This window comes from Pedobacter sp. 01N310, assembly GCF_056399805.1.
Genome location: NZ_JBFTSB010000012.1, coordinates 51,237 through 71,700 on the forward strand (window position 1 = coordinate 51,237; position 20,464 = coordinate 71,700).

Here is a 20,464-nt window from a genome sequence, read left to right on the forward strand (position 1 = left end):
AAAATATAAGCCTCTTTCTTTTTCTTAATTGCACTAATAAGATTGCTTCGGCTCGCTAATCCCAGCCTCGCAATGACGATTCATGGGAGGAAGTCCGTACGCTCTGTGTTTCCGTGGCAAAAAAATAATCAAAAAAATCCCGATAACTTTCGCTATCGGGATTAATATGATCAGTTAAAAAGAACTAGCCTTTTTTAGCTTTGCTTTCTTCGCCTTCTAATTGCGATTTCAATTGAGCCAATACGTCTAAGTCTCCTAAAGTAGATTTCTCTACAGAATCTTTAACTTTTTTAACAGCAGTTACAGCAGCTTTAGCTTCTTTTTTCTTAGTTGCTCTTTCTTCTGCTACAGCTTCAGCTTTAACTTCTTCCCAAATACGGGCGTGAGATACTACGATACGTTTTGCTTCTTTGTTAAACTCGATGATTTTGAAGTCATTGGTTTCTTCAGCTTTAACTGATGTACCATCTTCTTTAACCATGTGTTTAGTTGGTACGAAACCTTCTACACCATATGGTAAAGCAATAACAGCACCTTTATCAGTTACTTTAACAACTGTACCTTGGTGAACCGAGTCTAAAGTGAAGATCGTTTCGAAAGTATCCCAAGGGTTTTCTTCCAATTGTTTGTGACCTAAACTTAATTTACGGTTATCAACATCAAGTTCTAAAACAACAACGTCTAATACATCACCAACTTTAGTGAATTCATTAGGGTGGTTTACTTTTTTAGACCAAGATAAATCAGAGATGTGGATTAAACCATCAATACCTTCTTCGATTTCAACAAAAACACCGAAGTTAGTCATGTTTTTAACAGTTGCTTGGTGCTTGCTTCCAACTGGGAATTTAGCAGCAACTTCTTGCCATGGATCGTTAGATAATTGTTTAATACCTAAGCTCATTTTGCGCTCGTCTCTGTCTAAAGTTAAAACTTCAGCTTCGATCTCATCACCAACTTTTAAGAATTCTTGTGGATTTCTTAAGTTTTGTGACCAGCTCATTTCAGAAACGTGGATTAAACCTTCAACACCTGGGATGATTTCTAAGAAAGCACCGTAATCTGCAACAGTTACGATTTTTCCTTTTACTTTAGAACCAACTTGGATGTCGGTGCTTAAGTTCTCCCAAGGGTGTGGAGTTAATTGTTTCAAGCCTAAAGCGATACGTTTTTTCTCATCATCGAAATCTAAAACAACCACGTTGATTTTTTCATCTAATGATAATACTTCTTTTGGATGCTCTATGCGGCCCCAAGAAATATCAGTAATGTGAAGTAAACCATCAACACCACCTAAATCGATGAACACACCGAAATCAGTAATGTTTTTAACAGTACCTTCCAATACCTGACCTTTTTCTAATTTAGAAACGATCTCTACTTTTTGGCTTTCTAAATCATCTTCAATTAACACTTTATGAGAAACGACTACGTTTTTAAACTCATGGTTAATTTTAACAACTTTGAATTCCATTGTTTTACCCACGTATACATCGTAATCGCGGATAGGTTTAATATCAATTTGAGATCCTGGTAAGAAAGCCTCAACGCCCATGATATCAACAATTAAACCACCTTTAGTACGGCTCTTAACGAAACCGTTGATGATTCTATCATTTTCAAGAGCCTCGTTAATTGCTTCCCATGATCTTTGGGTTTTTGCTCTTTTGCGAGAAAGGATCAATTGACCGTTAGCATCTTCTGGTGCTTCAACGAAAACGTCAACTGAATCGCCGATTTTAAGATCTGGTGTATCACGGAATTCAGAAGTAGAAACTAAACCGTCTGATTTGAAACCTACGTTTAATACTACATCTTTGTTGTTGATTGAAACAACGATACCGCTGATGATTTCACCTTTAGTGATCTGATTGAATGTTCCAGCATACATATCTTCAAACTTTTTACGGTCTGCATCATTGTAATTACCGAAAACTTTTTCATCTGCATCCCAATCGAAATCTTCCGATGGTGTAGCCAATGATGATTTGATCGATTCGATCGAAACTGAATCAGCTTCTGATTCAATAGTTTCTTTTTCAGTTAGGCGTCCGCCTTCTCCCTGAAGTTCAGCTGTTTTAGCTGCTAATTCTTTTTCTGCTACTTGTTTTTTAGCCATTAATTAATTATCTCCTTTTTTCCCTATTTAGGGACTGCAAAGGTAAAAATATTTTAATTAATAGAAAAGATTTTTTTAATAAATCTTGCTGATTTTTAGCTCTTTATAATTCCCCTCCCTTGGAGGGGTGCCTGAAAGGCGGGGTGGTTATTTCAGTTTACCACATGTTTTTCCAAAATGTAGCTGTTTTATTTTAGAGTTTAATCGCTTAGTTATGCCAATTATTTGAAAATGAGCGCTCCGTATTTCTTCGGGAGCAGCAGCCCTGCTATCGCTTATAGTCCTCACTACGCTGCGGGCTATTCCGCTCTATCAGGTTTAAAAACAAGGGTTGTGCACAAATACCTACCAAATGTTCCTACGGAACGAAACACAAATAACATCGGTTATTTGCTACCTGGCAAGCGTCCCGATGGGACGGCATGTAAAGTTGCCGGTTCGGCTTCAATTTGCAAATCGCCCAATTAGGCGGCGTATGGTTGTTTGTTAAAGACCAAGCGTCCCGTAGGGACGATTCATGGGTAGAAAAAAAATATTTTTTTCGTTCCGTAGGAACGTTTGATATGATTTTGGAAATTCTATTTCTTCGTAAAAGTTCCTCTTGTAAAACCTTCGCCAATTAATGTTTGATCATCTCTGATTAATAGCATTATGGTGTTCTGCTGATCGTAAAGTTTGATCATATCCCCCTCAATAACGTATTTCGAGGTGAAAATAGAATCAGTATAGGCATCGGTAACGGTTACCGAATCTTTCGATTTAAAATTGAAGGTTTTATACTGTATATCTTCGTTGCTTGCAAAAGTACCTGTTATCACTTTTGCCTGTATAAAAGTAATGTAGCAGAAATACCCGGTTACCAGAATTACGATTACCGAAAAACCGATCAAAAATTTATTGCCGCTGGCATATTTGATCGAAAAGTATAAAATGGTAATCAGTATTAAGGCTACAACTGCAAAAAAGATAATGTTCGTATAATCTTTGTTTTCTTGGGGTACCGATGCCACAATGCTTGTTTTTTCGGCTGCTGCTTTTACAGGAGAAATCCTGACCAAAAACTCTTTACTCACCCATCCCTCACCATTGGTAACCTTGATTTTGTAAAAGCTAGTATTTGATGAATCGATCACGGCAACATTTTCATCTTTAGGCAGGTATCCCACAATTTTGCTTTTCGGGTCAGCTTGTTGCCTTACGCGTAAATCGTCTGCAGTTACCCGATACATGTCGGCGCTTGCCGTTTGAGGGGTAGCGGCGGGCTGTGCAGTATTTGGCTGAGGAGTTGATGGTTTAGCAGCAGGAGCAATTTTTTCGATGAAATCTTTGCTTACCCAGCCTTCGCGGTTTTTAAACTTTACTTTGTAAAACTTGGCATTTTTCGCATCTAAAACCGTAATGTTTTCATTTTGAGCAATATTTCCAATCACCTTGCTTTTCGGATCGCTGCTTTCCCTTACACGCAATTTGTCTGCCTTAACGCGATACGTTTCTTGTGCGTTTAAACGGTTAGTGAAAATAAAAAGAGCGATGAGGAGGAAGAAAATTCTAGTCATAAGTATTGAATTCTGCGAAACAGTTTTAATGGGTAATTGCCAACACGCTATAAGCAAACACCGTGCTAAGTGTTTCAAAATTAGAAAATACTTTTAATAGGTGAGGATAAGATTGAAAAAAGGTACTTCTCCTTTCCTTAAAATCTTCTTTCAGCAAAGTTAAAGCATCTTATAAAACAGATAAGCGAAACTACCAGCTTCCACCAGTACCACCACCGCTGCTGCTACCACCGCCCCAGCTACTGCTTGATGATGAAGAAGATGAGCTGCTGCTTGATGAAGAGGAACTTGATGACGAACTCGATTCGACCAATATGGCCAATGTGATCCACTTTATAAATTCTGTTTTTTTACAAAAGCTACATTCGTTTATCAGCTTCGCCTGCCCTTCGTGACTATAAGTGGCTTGTTTAACTGTAACACGTTCATTCAGTTTGTATGTCCTAAAAGCGCATTCTGGGCATTCTATATAACTGTTGTGTTTTTCAGCTGGCCATGCCTTAATAATATGTTCTTTATGGTCTGTGCTTTCCCAGATATCATAATCATAAGCTAGAACAACTTCTTCTTTACGTTGCCCTGCAGTTAAAAAGGGTTCCCCTTCTATGTTGATATCGCGATCTACTCGGGTCATCGGGTTGTTTTTACTATCCAAAACTGGCTTGAAACGATCAATCGTTTTAACGCGCTTAATAAGGTGGAGTATAATTGCAATTAAAATTATAGGAGAGAAAAGAACTAACCACCAGTTCTTTTTGTGGAAAGCCACAACGGCATCAAAGAAATTTTTGTCGTCCTGGTGGGCTTTTCTTAATGCCGACAAATAGAAAAGGTAACGAAAGAAAAGCAATATGGCCAGGATAGAAAAAAGAATGTAAGGGATATGTGCTAATTTTATCTTTTCGAACAGCTCAAAAGCACCAGTAAAAACAAAAATAAAAATAGAAACAAACACAATAAAGAAAGCCACTCCACAGCCTTTAGCTATGGTGGCATCATAACTATTTTTATTCTTGTCAAAGCCTTTTGGATTTAAACCATTTTTGGCTTGCCTGTTCACAATTTTGAACACCCCCCAAAATACCAGTAGGATAATTCCTGTAGGAAGCCAAAAATTTTCGAGTGAACTGTTGCTTTCGTGTTGGGTGAAAAACTGATTGAGCTCTGATTTATTTTCAGGATTTAAAATAATTACACCAATGGCATTAATGGTATTCGTTATCCCGGTGCTAAAATCATTTTGCCTGAAAGCTGGTAGGAGGTTCTGTTCGGCAATATGTTTAAGCTTTACATCTGGCAATACACCTTCAATTCCCGTTCCGGTAATGAACCGGTACTTTCGCCGATCTTTTGAGATAAATAACAATAAGCCATTATTGCTGGTTTTTGAACCAATTCCCCAGGTGTTAAAAAGCTCAAATGCAAAATCGAAATCTTCTTTATCATGGTCGAAATCGTTAACAATCACCACTGCTACCTGAACATTGGTTTCATGTTCAAACTGGGCAATGGTATTATTTAAACCCGAAACCGCACTACTTCCCAAAATGCCGTCAGGATCACTTACATAGCCTCCCCCATTGTTTTTTGGGTCGGGTATGTCTTTTACTTTGTAAGCAGTTTGCCCAAAAGTAATATTGGCAACTAAAAGAAAAAATAGTAGGGCAATGGGTTTAAACAAATGGGTATTAAGCATTGTATAATTTAGGTGCGAGGTTTTTACATCATGATTTAACAACTAGGTAGCAATATGGTTTACTCTTTTAATATTTTAGCCAATACCTTATCCAGTTTTGCTTTATCTTTCATGTACGCTTCCAAATCGTAAAGTTGCACGGTTTTAAATTCTATCGGGTGGCTTTCGCTCTGTAATGAAATATAACCTGATGTTAATGCTTTGCCGTCTATTTTAACTTTCGGGTCGAAATTAGAAACACTGCCACCACCAATTTGAGGTTTAGTGTATTCTAAAACCACTTCGCCTGCTATAATATGTTTTACAACCGAATCACCTAAAACTAAAAATTCTGCAGTTACCCATTGGTCGCCAGCATAGGTTTTCGATTTAGAATCTAAACAGTGCGGGGTAAACAACTTGCCGTTATAATTGATGAGCGTTCCTGGGGTACATACATTGCTGGTGTGGCGTTCATGTTCACCATCACCACCCAGGATCTGGCCTTCAATCGAAATCGGGAAATCCTGGTTTTTTAGCATTGTTGCCGGATCCTGGCAATGTAACATGGCACCACTATTTCTGGTTGCCCAGCCTTCACCACCTTTAGCCTGATCGCCAACAAAGCGGTAGGTTACTTTTAAAAGATAGGCTGAAAAAGGTTTTTTGTAGAAAATATGTCCGTATTGTTGGTCAAATTCTTTGTATCCATCATAACTCACTTTCATTACTCCATTTTCTACACGAAAAGTATTGGCATAATTTTCTTTATAGTCGTGTTTGGCGATTTTAATGTTCCAATCTTTTAAATCTTTTCCATTAAAGAGATTGATCCAGCCTTTCTGGGCATTGGCGTTGAGGATAGTAAGCGATAAAAATAATACCGCAAGATAAATTGATTTTAATTTCATAGTAACATTTGGGTTGGATGCTAAAAATATGAAATTTTTTTTGAAGTCAAAGGTCAATAGCCGGATAGTTCATGGTTGATAGTCTGGTAGCCCATAGCTTGGAACCAGTTAACCGATAGCAATTAACCTTAGAGATACGTCATTTCGACTGGAGCACCGCGGAATGGAGAAATCTATTTAGTCTAAAATCCCTAGTCTTAAGACGATTAACTAAGCTATGTATTTGGGATGCAGCGATAGACATCAGTTAACCGATTTAAACAATTAACCATTGACCAATGAACTCATGGCTAGTGAACCGATGAACTAATGAGCCAAAAACGGTTGCACTCTTTCCAATGCAAAGTCTAATTGTTCTTCCTGTGTAAGATCGGTATTATCTAAAATAATGGCATCATCAGCCCTAACCAACGGACTTTCCTTACGGGTGGTATCGGCATAATCGCGATGGGCGAGGTTTTCAAAAACCTCTTCCAGGGTAGTTTTGTTATTGCCTTTGCTCTCCAGTTCCTTAAATCTGCGTTCAGCCCTGATTTTCGGATCGGCCGTCATAAAAAATTTCACAGGGGCATCAGGGAAAACGGTAGTGCCAATATCACGGCCATCCATCACGATGTTTTTCGATTTACCCATGCGCTGCTGTTGCTTCACCATTTCATGACGCACAATTTTATGTGCCGAAACCTCGCTTACATTTTCAGAAACAGGCATTAAGCGGATTTCATCAGAAACCTCTTCACCATTAAGGGTAATATGGGATTCGTAATCGCGGGAGTGGAAATTCAGTTCGATGTGCTGTAAAGCATCAACAACTTTAGCATCATCAGTAATATCGATGTTATTTCTTAAGAAGTATAGCGTAACGGCACGGTACATCGCTCCGCTATCTACATAAATAAAACCTAATTTTTTAGCCAGTGCTTTTGCTAAAGTACTTTTTCCGCAAGATGAGTAGCCATCTATTGCTATTACCAGGTTTTTCTTCATCGTAGCGCAAAGGTAAAAAATAGAAATAGAATGCTGAATTTTTTTAAAGGTATAAAGATAGATTCTAAACAAGATAATGCTAAAACATTGATTTGCTGGATGTGTTTAATTATAAAATAAATACACGATTATGTCGTTATCTGAAAGAATGTTGGCGGCGCTGAATAACCAGGTTAAACTGGAAGCCGAATCGTCGCAAGTTTATCTGGGAATTGCTTCATGGTTAGAAACCCAGCCAGGTTTAGAAGGTTATACCGAATTTTTCTACCGTCAGAGTGAAGAAGAACGTCATCATATGCTTAAGCTGATTCATTATATCAATGATCGTGATGGGCATGCGATGATTACTGCTCTTGAAATGCCCAAAAATTCTTTCGGACAGGTAATAGAGGTATTTCAGGATTTTCTGGATAATGAATTGTTGGTGTCAAAAAGCATTAACGATTTGGTAGAACTTTCGCTGAATGAGAAAGATTATCTCACATTTAAATTTTTGCAATGGTATTTAGATGAACAACTTGAAGAAGAAAAAATGGCGAAAACGATGTTAGAGAAACTTCAATTGGTGGGCAGCGATAGGGGTGGTATTTACCAATTGGATAAAGATATTGTAGGGTTACGTAGCAAGGTAAGCGAATCGAAAGAGGGAGAATAATCTGTTTTTATTAAATTCCAAATTATTACTTTTGCGGCATGTTGCCTACAAGAGAAGAAATTTTGCGGTCTGTTACTTTCAAAACTTCCAGAAGTGGGGGTAAGGGTGGACAAAATGTAAATAAAGTTTCGAGTAAGGTAGAGTTAATTTTCGACCTGGAAACAGCTTTTTATTTGGACGAAGATGAAAAGACACGCTTAAAAGAAAAACTGGAAAATCGACTAGATTCTGAAGGACTGTTACATATTGTTTCGCAAGAGGATAGGAGCCAGCTACTCAATAAAGAGAAAACAGTTGCCAAATTGATTGAGTTGTTAAAGCGATCGTTACACGTTCAGAAAAAGCGAAAAGCAACTAAAATACCTAAAGCAGTTATTCAAAAAAGATTAAAGAATAAGGCCTCTACAGCTGAAAAGAAAAGAAATCGGAAAGTAACTGATTTTTAATGCTTTTATTCAAAAAAGATTAAAGAATAAGGCCTCTACAGCTGAAAAGAAAAGAAATCGGAAAGTAACTGATTTTTAATGCTTTTATTATTAATCTGAGTTCGATTAATAATATGTCTTTAATAATCTTCTGTAGATGTTAGTTCTTAGAGCCGTCACCCTGACCTGTAGCGCAGCGAAAAGCTACGAAGTAAATTTATTTCATGGTCTTTTCAATCATAAATATCCATACTCTCATCCTAGCGTCCCGCTACGACTTAACCATACCCTTACTTAATTCAAATAAAAAAGGTCTTAGCGAGACGCTAAGACCAGATAAGAATTTATTTCAAGGTCTATATAACAAGAGAGATGCTGACCACATAGTAGCTATAAGACAATTGAAAATGCTACTTCTACTTGTAAAATAAATTCAGCATGACGATCGTTTTGGGCAATGAACTAGCTAACAATATTAACAATCAAACAATTACCTAACTCTTCCCAAACCGATAATACAAACTCAAACCACCGTAATTCTGTGCTTTAGCCACACTTTTAACTTCTTTGGTTTTAAAAATGATATTGAAATCGGCAGTAAATCTTTTTGAACTATAATTTACACCAAACTGTTGCTCAAAAACAATCGGTTTTACCCCAAAAGTTAATGGACTGTTGTCATTAAAAAGACTTCCCTGTATAGTGGCATCGTAGGCAACAAAGTTTAGCTGTGGCTTTACGTAAAAGAAAAATTCCGAGCTGTTTAAGCTTTTGGTTTTTGAATTTCCGATCACCGCGTTGTGATAAGCACTGTTGAACAATTGATTTAGTTTACCGGCCCTAAAAAGCACCGATGCGCCCAAACCCGAAAAAGTTGTTCCTAAGTTGGCATAACCCTGAGCACTAATATCCACAATGGGATCTTCCGGTCTAAAAAGTAACTTGCTATAATTTGCGGCAAGGTTTATGGCCAGTTCATTTTTAATCTGGTAATCCCAACCTGCAGGGGTATAAAAACCTACGGTTTTATGTAGGAAACGTTGTGCTGTTTGGGCAAGCGAGTTAGGACCAACCGTTCCCAATTCTACACTGGTTTTTAAAACGCTCTCATTTTTATAGAAAACAGAATATGCACCACCTACATAAAGATAACCTGCAAAAGGCCTGTCCTGATCTTCCTTGTTAGGAACTTGGCCCCAATAAGGCGTATACATTTTTTGTCCGGCAGAAATTTCATAGGTCTTTTTCTCTATTTTATCTGAAAGCTTTTCGGTATTAATGGCATGGCGGAAGTAGATAAATAATCCGTTGGTATAGTACCGATCGTTTAAAGTAGCCAAATAAGCATCGTTTTCGGTTTTAAAACCGAATTCGTTTTTAAAGGATTGGGCGAAACTGGTTGAAACAACCAAACAAAAAACTATGGTGAATAAAAATGATCTCATAAAAAAGCCCAGGCAATTTACCTAGGCTATAAAAGTATTTATTGTAATTGGATTTTTGATTGTTAATCCAAAAGAATTAGCAATTAGTTTACAATCGGTGCAATTTTAACACTTAAATCTAAAGGTTTTTTAACCTTGTTTTTGGTTAAAGCCAACTCAATTACTTCACTCATTTCGGTTACATAATGGAATTTTAAATCCTTGATGTAACTTTCTTTAATCTCTAAAATATCCTTACGGTTGCTTTTGCAAAGGATAATTTCTTTAATGTTTGCTCTTTTTGCAGCTAGGATCTTTTCTTTGATACCACCAACCGGAAGTACTTTTCCCCGTAAAGTAATCTCACCAGTCATAGCTAAATGCTGTTTTACCTTACGTTGTGTAAATGCCGACGTTAGGGCGGTAAGCATCGTTACCCCGGCCGAAGGTCCGTCTTTTGGTGTAGCACCTGCAGGCACGTGAACGTGAACATCCCAGTTGTCAAATAAACTGTAGTCTATATCAAATTCGGCTGCGTGGGCACGTAAATACGCTAACGCGATAACCGCCGATTCTTTCATTACATCGCCAAGGTTACCTGTTAAGGTTAATTTTCCTTTTCCTGGGCTTAAACTCGATTCGATGAATAAAATATCGCCCCCTACGCTTGTCCAGGCTAAACCTGTTACTACTCCAGCCACCTCATTGCCTTCGTATAAGTCTTTATCATAAATTGGGGCACCTAAAATGCGCTCTACATCATCATTGTTTAAATTTGAATCGTAGGTTTCTTCCATCGCAATTTTGGTGGCCACACCACGTACCAAAGAACCTATTTTTTTCTCCAAACCACGTACGCCTGATTCTCTGGTATAATCTTCAATTACTTTTTCGATCAGTGGAGTTTTTAGGTTAATATCCTTGGTTTGTAAACCATGGTTTTCTTTCTGTTTAGGCAACAGGTATTTTTTAGCGATTTCTATTTTCTCTTCAATCGTATATCCATTTACTTCAATAATCTCCATACGATCTAACAAAGCAGGTTGAATGGTGCTTAAAGAGTTTGCTGTTGCAATAAACAGGATGTTGGATAAATCGTAATCCATTTCTACATAATGATCGTAGAAGGCGCTGTTTTGTTCAGGGTCTAATACTTCAAGCAAGGCTGATGATGGATCGCCGCGATGGTCGGTTCCTACTTTATCAATCTCATCCAAAACAAAAACAGGATTATCTGCCCCCGCTTTTTTAATAGACGAAATAATACGGCCTGGCATTGCACCTATGTAAGTTTTACGGTGGCCACGGATTTCTGCTTCATCGCGGATACCGCCTAAAGCCATACGTACATACTTACGGCCTAGCGCTTTCGCAATAGATTTTCCTAAAGATGTTTTACCAACTCCCGGAGGGCCAACCAAACATAAGATTGGCGCTTTCATATTACGCTTTAATTTTAAAACGGCTAAGTATTCTATAATGCGTTGCTTAACTTTTTCTAAACCAAAGTGATCTTTATCTAAGATACGTTGTGCTCTTTTTAGGTCGAAATTATCTTTCGTAAACTCGCTCCAGGGTAAATCTAAAAGAAGTTCCAAATAATTTAACTGAACAGAGTAATCCGGTGCAGCAGGGTTCATTCTACCCAACTTATCTAGCTCTTTATCAAAATGTTCAGCAACTGCTTTTGCCCATTTTTTCTTCTTGGCTTTTTCTTGTAAAGCATCGAATTCTAAATCGGCAGAGCTGCCTCCCAACTCTTCCTGAATGGTTTTTAGCTGTTGATTTAAAAAATAATCACGTTGTTGCTTGTCTAAATCGGTACGTACTTTCGATTGGATCTGATTTCTCAGCTCCAGCATCTGCAATTCGACCATTAAAAGCTCCATTACCTTTTGCGCTCTTTCCTGCAATTTATCCATTTCAAGGATTTTTTGCTTATCGGCCATTTCGGCATTCATATTTGATGAAATGAAATTGATCAAAAATGAATTGCTCTCGATGTTTTTAAGTGCAATACTGGCTTCACTTGGAATATTTGGTGATAGCTGGATAATCTGAGCAGACATTTCGCGGATAGAAGCGATTAATGTTTTAAACTCTTTATCTGCTTTGTGCTTTTGTTCTTCGAATTTTTTAACAACGGCTTTAATGTAAGGTTCGTTCTGCACCTCTTCAATTAAGCTGAAACGTTGTTTACCCTGGATAATTACTGTAGTATTTCCATCAGGCATCTGCAACAGCTTTATGATGTTTGCAACCGTGCCAACCGTGTTAAGCTGCTCAAAAGTAGGGTCTTCAATGGAAACGTCTTTTTGAGAAACAACCCCAATAATTTTATTTCCTTTGTACGCTTCCTTAATTAACTTAATTGATTTATCTCTTCCAACTGTAATAGGAATAACTACTCCTGGAAATAAAACTGTGTTTCGCAAAGGCAATATGGCCAACGTTTCGGGCGTTTCCTCATTATTCATTTCCTCTTCGTCTTGTTGAGACATTAAGGGAAAAAATTCGGTATCCTCGTTTATGATTGGCATTGCTGTATGGAAATCAAATATATCTTGTTTACTCATTATCACATTTTCCGCTAACGACAAACTGGCAGTTTAATCGTATTCACTTTGTTTAATTTTGGTATTAAGTTAATAAATTCAACTCTTGTGCCAAAGTGAAAATAATATTAATCTTATGTTAAAAAGGCAGCGTAATATAAATATTTTTGCCAATATCATATAAAGCATATTTTAGCGTTTAAGCTAGTGTTTAGGGTATTTGGTTTTGAATGAAAGAAAATTAAAAACTTTTAAATTATCAGAATAGGATTATATTGCAAAAAATTTCTCCTATAAATTTGGTTAGGCGTTAGATTTGTTAAACTTATTACTCATACATGAACTATATTAAAAAGGCGATTTTAGGATTAATTATTTTTACATCAACTAGTAGTTTCGCACAAAGCAGTTACGAAAGAAGCATGCAGGCTATGATGAAAGGTGATTATAAAACTGCCGCTGCCCAATTAGAAAAAGCTGATGCAAAAACTAAAGATAATGCAAATGTACTTCAAATGCTTGGTTACTCTTATTTTCAAAATCGTGAATATGAGAAATGTATCGATACCTATAGCCGTTTGTTAACCATTAAACCTACTGAGGTTTCTGCTTATTACTACCGTGGTATAGCGAGATTAAAAATTGCAAACGATCCAAAAGAATCATTAAGTTCCATGCGGGATAACTTTTATCAGGCATCTATCAAAGATTTTACAAAAGCCATTGAAATTAGTGGTGATGAAGATGCTCAGATGTTCCAGAATCGTGGTTTAGCTTACAAAGATTATGCAATTTTTAGATCTTTTAAAGCGAAGAAAAAAGAAGAAAAAGCGGCTTGTGTAGCTTTGTTCAATAATTCTATCGCTGATTTTCAGAAGGTATTAACCTTACAACCATTAAGAAAAGATATTATTGATTGGGTAACCTACGATAAGGCACAGATAGCAAGCCTTAAATAAAATAAAACCTTTAAAGAAAAATGGGACTTGAATATTTTCGAGTCCCATTTTTTATTTCAGTTTTCCAATAACTGAATACTTCTTTTCCTTTAGCAATCTAATTTTCTGTTGTTTTTTGATTGCATAAAGGCTATCCGGACAGTAGATTAAAGTATCCTGAGATTGGTATAAGATATTTTTATTATCAATAATGATCTCTATTTTAGCTGCTTTCTGGCCGTTCCAGGTTATAGAAATCTTCTTAATAGGGATTTTTTTATTATCGGAAGTATAGATATCAACGCCATCTTGTTCTTTTGTTTTAAAACTCCCTTTCCACGATGTTTTATTGATGTCAGCGTTGACAAAAATGGCTAATTCTTTTGCCCAGTCAGCAATTTTAGCTGTTTTGCTTTCAGTTGCCCCATTTACACTAACGGTTTTCTTCACCATGGGATTTAGTCTCTGTAGGTGCGAAATTTCCTTTCCAAAATATCCTCTTATATCAAAGTACAATAAATCGGTATTTGCTTCAGCTTCTTTTCGCTGATTGCAGGAAAACAATGCCAAAGCAAATACCAGGATATGAAGTTTTTTAACCATTATACTAAAACATTTCCTGTCATTTCTGCTGGAATGGCGACACCTAATATTTTTAGAATAGTAGGGGCAATGTCGCCTAATTTACCATCTGCAATGGTTTTATAGTCCTTATCAATTAAAATACAAGGAACCAGGTTGGTGGTATGCGCAGTATTGGCAGAACCATCTCCATTTACCATAAATTCAGAGTTTCCATGATCGGCCAAAAGAATAAACGAATAACCATGTTCCAAACCTTTGTTTACCACAGTTTCTGCACATTTGTCTGCAGTTTCTACTGCTTTTATTACAGCTTCAAAAACACCTGTGTGGCCAACCATATCTGGATTGGCAAAATTTAAGCAAATAAAATCAGCCCATCCGGTTTCCATTTCTTTGGTAATGGCATCTGTAATCCCCGCGGCACTCATTTCTGGTTGAAGATCATAGGTGGCTACTTTTGGTGAAGGAATTAAAAGGCGTTTTTCATTTTTAAATTCGGCTTCCCTTCCGCCCGAGAAGAAGAAGGTTACGTGTGGGTATTTCTCAGTTTCCGCAATACGGATCTGATTTTTATTGTTGTTGGCCAGTACTTCGCCAATGGTTTGGGTTAAATCATCTTTGGTGAAAATTACATTTACCTTTTCAAAACTCTCATCGTAAGTAGTCATGGTAACATAATACAATGGCAGTTTATGCATCTGCTGTTCTGGGAAATCTTTTTGGGTTAATGCAGTGGTGATTTCACGACCTCTATCGGTGCGGAAATTAAAACAGATTACTACTTCATCATTTTGAATCGTAGCAACTGGTGCACCATTATCCTGCGTTAAAACGATTGGTTTTAAAAACTCATCAGTTACGCCATCAGCGTACGATTTTTTGATTGCTGTCAAAGCATCCTGGGTTTTTTCGCCAATACCGTTTACCATTACATCGTAAGCTTGTTTAACCCGCTCCCAACGGTTATCGCGGTCCATTGCATAATAACGGCCAATCATCGTTGCCAATTTAGCATTGGTGTTTTGGATATGGTTTTCCAGATCAGTGATAAAGCCCAGGCCGGAGTTTGGATCAGTATCGCGGCCATCTAAAAAAGCATGAACAAAAGTGTTTGGTACGTTTGCTTCATTTGCGGCATCACATAAAGCTTTTAAATGTTCGATATGTGCATGCACACCGCCGTTTGAAACTAGACCGATGAAGTGAACTGCTTTGTTATGCTGCTTAGCATAATCGAATGCACTTACCAAAACCGGGTTGCTGTGCAATTCTCTGTCGGTAATCGATTTGTTGATTCTTCCAAGCTCCTGGTAAACTACCCTACCTGCGCCTAAGTTCATGTGCCCAACTTCGGAGTTACCCATCTGCCCAGCTGGCAAACCTACAGCCTCACCAGATGCTTCAAGCTTAGAATTAGGGTATTTCTGTAATAACGAATCGAAAAAAGGAGTGTTGGCGGCATATGCAGCATCAGAATTATCTTGTTTTCCGTAGCCCCAGCCATCTAGAATTATAAGCGCGAGTTTTTTATCGTTTACCATTTTTATTGTAAAATTTATTGATCCACATTAAAACATTTTCATGTATAACATGTTTTAGTATTTTGTTTATATGGCAAATATAACTTTATTGATGCTTATACAAATGAAGAAATCCTTTTTTTGATACGCTAATGGCATAATTTTAGCTATAGGGTTCTGTATAAAATACAGAAATGATCCGGAGCTTATTTTTACTCATTATTAGTTTGTCATCATTATATCACCCTACAGCTCTTCAGGCAGATATTATTGATGATTTATCCTCGTATTTTAAGGCTGGCAACTCAAAAGAAATTGCGAAAAGTTTCGCCTCAACTATTGAACTTATTATAGTTGATGAAGAAGATGTATACTCAAAAGCACAGGGTGAACAGATTTTAAGAGATTTTTTTGTTAAACATCCGCCAATAAAAACAAGTATTTTTCATAAAATTAATACGAATCCAAATTATCGTTTTGGCGTAATTATTCTAAGTACCGCCAAAGAAACCTTCAGGGTTTCTATTACCATGAAAAAATTCAATACCAGCTTTTCGATTACTGAATTAAGGATCGAACCGGCAAAGGATTAATTGGCTAGTGCCAACTTCATAAGTCGCGGAGGCTAGAAACTTCTGATGTTAACAAATCACTTTAACGCTTCAGTAAATTGTATGCTAACAAATATTTCTTATTTTTGCGGCATAAAATCTACATTTTGGATACTCAACTTATACATCAATTCATAAAAAATGCCCTTGCCGAAGATGTTGGTGATGGTGATCATACTTCACTGTCAACAATTCCACCCGGAACGCAGGGAAAAGCAAAACTGATTATCAAAGAAGATGGTGTTTTGGCTGGAATTGAACTGGCTCTTGAAATTTTTAAGGAAGTTGATGATACTTTAAAGGTTGATGTACTGTTGCAGGATGGTGTAGCGGTAAAAGTAGGCGATATTGCCCTAACCGTTTCAGGAAGTACACATGCTATTTTAATTGCAGAGCGTTTGGTTTTAAATTGTATGCAGCGCATGAGTGGTATTGCAACTAAAACCCATCGGATTGTTTCTTTATTGAAAACAACTAAAACCAAAATTTTAGATACCCGTAAAACCACTCCAGGGCTTCGCTATTTAGAAAAATGGGCAGTAAGGATAGGAGGAGGTGTAAATCACCGCATTGGTTTATATGATATGATCTTAATTAAGGATAATCATGTAGATTATGCAGGAGGAATTTCAAACGCAATTACAGCTGCTAAAAAATATCTAATTGATCAAAATAAATCACTTCAGATCGAAATTGAGGTGCGTAACCTGGAAGAGTTGTCCCAAGTTTTGTCTATTGGTGGTGTAGACCGTATTATGCTTGATAATTTCAGTTTCGAAAACTTAAGAGCTGCGGTTAAATTAATCGACGGTAAATTTATTACAGAGGCTTCTGGAGGAATTACTGAAGAGAATGTTGCCGAATATGCTGCTTGCGGAGTAGATTTTATTTCGATGGGCGCGCTTACACACTCTGTGAAAAGCCTGGATATGAGTTTAAAAGCATACTAAAGTGATTTGCTATAAAATTAAAAGCTTATTTTTTGTATCATTGTAGGCTATGGTTACGGTTTATTCTCTCAGCGCGTTATTAATTGCCTACCTTTTTGGATCTATCCCAACAGCTGTATGGCTTGGTCAGGCCTTTTACGGGGTCGATGTAAGAGAGTATGGAAGTGGCAACGCTGGCGCAACCAATACCTTTAGGGTATTGGGAAAAAAAGCAGGAATTGCTGTAATGATCATCGATATTGCAAAAGGTTATACCGCAACCAATCTGGCCTATTTAATCGGCATGTCGGTAACCGGGCCACAAAATTCAGTTGTTTTTGTCAATTATCAACTTGCACTGGGTGTAACCGCAGTAATGGGACATTTATTTCCTGTTTTTGCAGGTTTTAGAGGCGGAAAAGGTGTTGCTACACTTTTTGGAATGATTTTGGCAGTTAACTTCGAAGCATCTATGCTTTGTGTTCTGGTTTTTGTGGTTGTGTTATTGTTAACTAAATATGTTTCATTAAGCTCCATTTGTGCAGGATTTACTTTTCCGCTCAGTGTGGTGTTCTTGTTTCAGGTTTCAATCAAATCGGAAGTGCTTTATGGCATGGTGGTTTGTATTTTAATCTTAGTTACGCACCAAAAAAACCTCGAAAGATTGCTGAAAGGCAAAGAATCTAAAGTGTATTTGTTTAGGAAGAAAACTAATTAATTAACAAAACACATTTCATTAAAACTTATTTATAGGCTTACTGTTTAATCTACGGTTTTGCTTATCAGTATTTACTAATCATTTAAAATCGCATTATGAAAAAGTTATTTTTAACAGCAAGTGTTGCTGGAGTATTATTATTTAACTCCTGTTCTACCGTTCCTTTAACAGGCCGTAGTCGATTTGATTTAGTGAGTAACGACCAGGTTTTGCCAATGGCTTTCCAGGCTTATAGCACCTTTTTAACGGAGAATAAAACTACAGTTTTACCGGCCTCGAATGCGCAGGCTTTGAAAGTTAAAACCGTTGGTAGTAGATTAATTACGGCTGTAAAATCGTATATGAACAGCAATAATTATGGAAACCTGATTGCAGATTACCAGTGGGAGGTTAATGTAGTACAGAACAACGAGAAAAATGCCTGGTGTATGCCCGGCGGGAAGATTGTAGTTTATACAGGTATTTTACCCATAACACAAGACGACGCAGGTTTGGCCACTGTAATGGGCCATGAGATTGCCCACGCCATTGCAGGTCACTCTGCAGAGCGGATGTCGCAGGAAATGGTTGCTCAGGGTATTGGTGCAGCAGCAGGTGTTGCATTATCTAAAAACCCAAAAACTCAATCTATTTTTAATACGCTTTATGGTGTAGGTACACCAGTGGCGATGTTAAAATTCAGTCGCAATCAAGAATTAGAAGCCGACCGTTTAGGCTTGATTTTTATGGCCATGGCCGGATACAATCCACAAAATGCCACTGCTTTCTGGAATAGAATGTCGGCGGCATCGGCAGGTGCACAAAAACCAGCTGAATTTTTAAGTACCCACCCAAGCGATGCGACACGTATTGCACAGATCCAAAAATATTTACCTGAAGCGCAGCAGTATTATAAGAAATAGGTTTATGATTTAAGGTTTAAGGTGGAAGGTTTTGCATAATGCAGAATTTTCGATCTTTTTAAAGTGTCGTCATACTGAATTTATTTCAGCATCGTTCTTGCTATTAAGATCTTATCGAGCTTGTATCATAAAGATAGATTTGTCATCCTGAGCTTGTCGAAGGACCCGCTTAAATACCCTCTAAGGTGTTTCGACAGGCTCAACATGACAGCATCTGAGGTGAAATGGCCTTTATGATACACCCTCTTTTATTTGAATTAAGGTTTGAGGATATTGATTAAGTGGTAGCAAGACGCTAAGATTAGAAAAGATTCTTCACTGCGTTCAGAATGACATGCTATTATTGGACTAATGAACCAATGACGACTAAACCAATTAACTACCCAACACTTTCAAAATCGCACTGGCCTTTAACAAGCATTCTTCATATTCTAATGCAGCATCACTTTGATAAGTAATAGCTCCTCCAACCTGAAAGGATAAATATTTGGATTCAGCATTGTACAAAATACTCCGGATAACCACATTAAAATCGAAATCACCATCTGGACTTATGCAGCCAAAGGAACCGGAATAAATACCTCTCTTGGTTACTTCATATTCTTCAATTAATTTCATTGCTTTAACCTTAGGCGCACCTGTCATAGAGCCCATTGGAAATGCATTTTTAATGGCGTCGATAAAGTGAATCGCTGGATTTAGTTCACAGCTAATGGTAGAAATCATTTGATGGACCTGTGGGAAGCTGTAGATGCCAAATAATTCATCAACAGTGACAGAACCCTTAACGGCCGATTTGGTGAGGTCGTGGCGTACCAGATCAACAATCATTACATTTTCTGCCTGCTCTTTAATATCATTCCTGAGTTGCAGCTTTATGGCTTCATCTTCTGCTAGATCAGAACTTCGTTTTGCAGTGCCCTTTATAGGTTGTGAGGTGAGTTTCGATCCACGTTTACATAAAAAACGTTCTGGCGTAGCAGATAAAATATATTTACCCTGAACTTTAAAATAACCAGCAAATGGGGTAGGAGAAACCTGGTTTAACACCTCGAAAGTTTGAACCGGATCTATTTCTATATTTTCAGCAAAAAACTCCTGACAAAAATTAACTTCATAAATATCGCCACGAATAATATGATCTCTTAAAGCTTCTACTTTTTGAACATATTGATCTTTTGACAAGCGTTGTGTTATCGTTACTTTTTTAGATTGGATTTCTGTTTGATACTGAAAGGAATCTATTTCAGCTAAAATTGATTCTGGACCAATCAGAACCTCGGCCTTGCCATCTTTAAAGGCGATTAAATATTTTGGAACAAAAAAGTAAAGATCAGGGAAGTCTAAGTTGTCAGAATTATTAGAATTTAACTCTTCAATTTCGTTTTTTAAATCGTAACTGAAAAAACCAAAAACCCACTGTTTATGTGCAGCATAAAAGCTTTCTAGTTGATCAAATGCATTACCTGCCGCGCATTTTAGTTCGTGACGTGCATCGGCAGCGATAATGAAATCGTAAGCCGAATAAGCATCTTTGTAATCGTTTGAATCTAAAAAACAACACACCTCGAACTGGTTGGCCCAATGCAACGCTTTTTGTTTAAAATGAGATATGTTTTGTGAGGTTTTCAAGTTGCGGCAAAGGTAAAAATAGCGTTGATAATTGTAAGAAATTAATTTTTATCTTTTGGAACCGCTTATTGATTTTCTCATAGCACTTTCATTCATATAAAACGTCATTTCGAGCGGAGTGCAACGCAGTCGAGAAATCTGTTTAGATAGATCTCTCCATTTCGCTGCGCTTCAGTCGTATTCTAGGTTTACCACAATTGCAAATTTATTTTAAGAAAAACTCTTTTTTTGGGAGTTTTTCTTAGCTTTTATGACGCTCTCCTATAATTCTCGACATACATTTCTCCTCTCTTAACAAGTGAGAACATCCTTAAAATCAGTT

Annotated in this window: 17 protein-coding genes; 7 read left to right on the top strand and 10 right to left on the bottom strand. The window is 37.3% G+C overall.

Annotated features, from left to right (window positions below):
• Nucleotides 1-184 precede the first annotated feature (184 nt).
• The 5 genes from rpsA to cmk all read right to left on the bottom strand — a co-directional run bounded on the left by rpsA (nucleotide 185) and on the right by cmk (nucleotide 7,248).
• The gene (gene rpsA, locus AC1DNH_RS19825; protein WP_029279370.1) at nucleotides 185-2,119 is read right to left on the bottom strand and encodes a 30S ribosomal protein S1; all 1,935 of its coding nucleotides are present in this window, start codon (nucleotides 2,117-2,119) and stop codon (nucleotides 185-187) included.
• A 578-nt stretch (nucleotides 2,120-2,697) separates the two neighbouring features.
• Entirely contained in the window at nucleotides 2,698-3,675 is a 978-nt protein-coding gene (locus AC1DNH_RS19830) for an SH3 domain-containing protein (RefSeq protein WP_477625592.1), read from the bottom strand.
• 190 nt (nucleotides 3,676-3,865) lie between these two features.
• Nucleotides 3,866-5,371 (bottom strand): TPM domain-containing protein, encoded by a 1,506-nt coding sequence (locus AC1DNH_RS19835; RefSeq protein ID WP_477611253.1) that lies wholly within the window; start codon nucleotides 5,369-5,371, stop codon nucleotides 3,866-3,868.
• A gap of 59 nt (nucleotides 5,372-5,430) precedes the next feature.
• A complete protein-coding gene (locus tag AC1DNH_RS19840) occupies nucleotides 5,431-6,261 on the bottom strand; it encodes a 3-keto-disaccharide hydrolase (protein ID WP_477625593.1) in 831 nt (276 codons plus the stop codon).
• A gap of 306 nt (nucleotides 6,262-6,567) precedes the next feature.
• A complete protein-coding gene (gene cmk / locus AC1DNH_RS19845; RefSeq protein WP_477584462.1) occupies nucleotides 6,568-7,248 on the bottom strand; it encodes a (d)CMP kinase in 681 nt (226 codons plus the stop codon).
• A gap of 130 nt (nucleotides 7,249-7,378) precedes the next feature.
• Between cmk and AC1DNH_RS19850 the strand changes: the two genes are divergently transcribed.
• Nucleotides 7,379-7,903: a ferritin gene (locus AC1DNH_RS19850; RefSeq protein ID WP_477610900.1), complete on the top strand. Its 525-nt coding sequence runs from the start codon at nucleotides 7,379-7,381 to the stop codon at nucleotides 7,901-7,903.
• A 38-nt stretch (nucleotides 7,904-7,941) separates the two neighbouring features.
• Nucleotides 7,942-8,349, top strand: a complete 408-nt coding sequence (arfB, locus tag AC1DNH_RS19855; protein ID WP_477610901.1) for an alternative ribosome rescue aminoacyl-tRNA hydrolase ArfB — start codon at nucleotides 7,942-7,944, stop codon at nucleotides 8,347-8,349.
• A gap of 473 nt (nucleotides 8,350-8,822) precedes the next feature.
• On the opposite strand, the gene AC1DNH_RS19860 is transcribed toward arfB, so the two are convergent.
• Both AC1DNH_RS19860 and lon read right to left on the bottom strand, forming a co-directional pair.
• Nucleotides 8,823-9,773 (bottom strand): lipid A deacylase LpxR family protein, encoded by a 951-nt coding sequence (locus AC1DNH_RS19860; RefSeq protein WP_477584458.1) that lies wholly within the window; start codon nucleotides 9,771-9,773, stop codon nucleotides 8,823-8,825.
• 83 nt (nucleotides 9,774-9,856) lie between these two features.
• Nucleotides 9,857-12,328 (bottom strand): endopeptidase La, encoded by a 2,472-nt coding sequence (gene lon, locus AC1DNH_RS19865; protein ID WP_477625594.1) that lies wholly within the window; start codon nucleotides 12,326-12,328, stop codon nucleotides 9,857-9,859.
• Nucleotides 12,329-12,645: 317 nt separating this feature from the next.
• On the opposite strand from lon, the gene AC1DNH_RS19870 reads away from it, so the two are divergent.
• On the top strand, nucleotides 12,646-13,266 hold the full coding sequence (locus tag AC1DNH_RS19870; RefSeq protein ID WP_477625595.1) for a tetratricopeptide repeat protein: 621 nt from the start codon (nucleotides 12,646-12,648) through the stop codon (nucleotides 13,264-13,266).
• Between the two features lie 51 nt (nucleotides 13,267-13,317).
• On the opposite strand, the gene AC1DNH_RS19875 is transcribed toward AC1DNH_RS19870, so the two are convergent.
• Both AC1DNH_RS19875 and gpmI read right to left on the bottom strand, forming a co-directional pair.
• Nucleotides 13,318-13,848 carry a hypothetical protein gene (locus AC1DNH_RS19875; protein ID WP_477585050.1) on the bottom strand — a complete coding sequence of 177 codons (531 nt, stop codon included), beginning with the start codon at nucleotides 13,846-13,848 and terminating at the stop codon, nucleotides 13,318-13,320.
• A complete protein-coding gene (gene gpmI / locus AC1DNH_RS19880) occupies nucleotides 13,848-15,371 on the bottom strand; it encodes a 2,3-bisphosphoglycerate-independent phosphoglycerate mutase (RefSeq protein WP_477611043.1) in 1,524 nt (507 codons plus the stop codon). The genes AC1DNH_RS19875 and gpmI overlap by 1 nt, the downstream gene beginning before the upstream one ends.
• A gap of 173 nt (nucleotides 15,372-15,544) precedes the next feature.
• Here gpmI and AC1DNH_RS19885 point away from each other — a divergent pair, with 173 nt between their 5' ends.
• From AC1DNH_RS19885 to AC1DNH_RS19900, 4 genes are all read left to right on the top strand, one after another.
• The gene (locus tag AC1DNH_RS19885; RefSeq protein ID WP_477625596.1) at nucleotides 15,545-15,943 is read left to right on the top strand and encodes a DUF4783 domain-containing protein; all 399 of its coding nucleotides are present in this window, start codon (nucleotides 15,545-15,547) and stop codon (nucleotides 15,941-15,943) included.
• Between the two features lie 125 nt (nucleotides 15,944-16,068).
• A complete protein-coding gene (nadC, locus tag AC1DNH_RS19890; RefSeq protein ID WP_029279400.1) occupies nucleotides 16,069-16,911 on the top strand; it encodes a carboxylating nicotinate-nucleotide diphosphorylase in 843 nt (280 codons plus the stop codon).
• A gap of 49 nt (nucleotides 16,912-16,960) precedes the next feature.
• On the top strand, nucleotides 16,961-17,608 hold the full coding sequence (plsY, locus tag AC1DNH_RS19895; RefSeq protein ID WP_029279402.1) for a glycerol-3-phosphate 1-O-acyltransferase PlsY: 648 nt from the start codon (nucleotides 16,961-16,963) through the stop codon (nucleotides 17,606-17,608).
• 95 nt (nucleotides 17,609-17,703) lie between these two features.
• Nucleotides 17,704-18,510 carry a M48 family metallopeptidase gene (locus AC1DNH_RS19900; RefSeq protein WP_029279405.1) on the top strand — a complete coding sequence of 269 codons (807 nt, stop codon included), beginning with the start codon at nucleotides 17,704-17,706 and terminating at the stop codon, nucleotides 18,508-18,510.
• A gap of 375 nt (nucleotides 18,511-18,885) precedes the next feature.
• On the opposite strand, the gene AC1DNH_RS19905 is transcribed toward AC1DNH_RS19900, so the two are convergent.
• A complete protein-coding gene (locus AC1DNH_RS19905; protein ID WP_477625597.1) occupies nucleotides 18,886-20,142 on the bottom strand; it encodes an anthranilate synthase component I family protein in 1,257 nt (418 codons plus the stop codon).
• Nucleotides 20,143-20,464 lie beyond the last annotated feature (322 nt).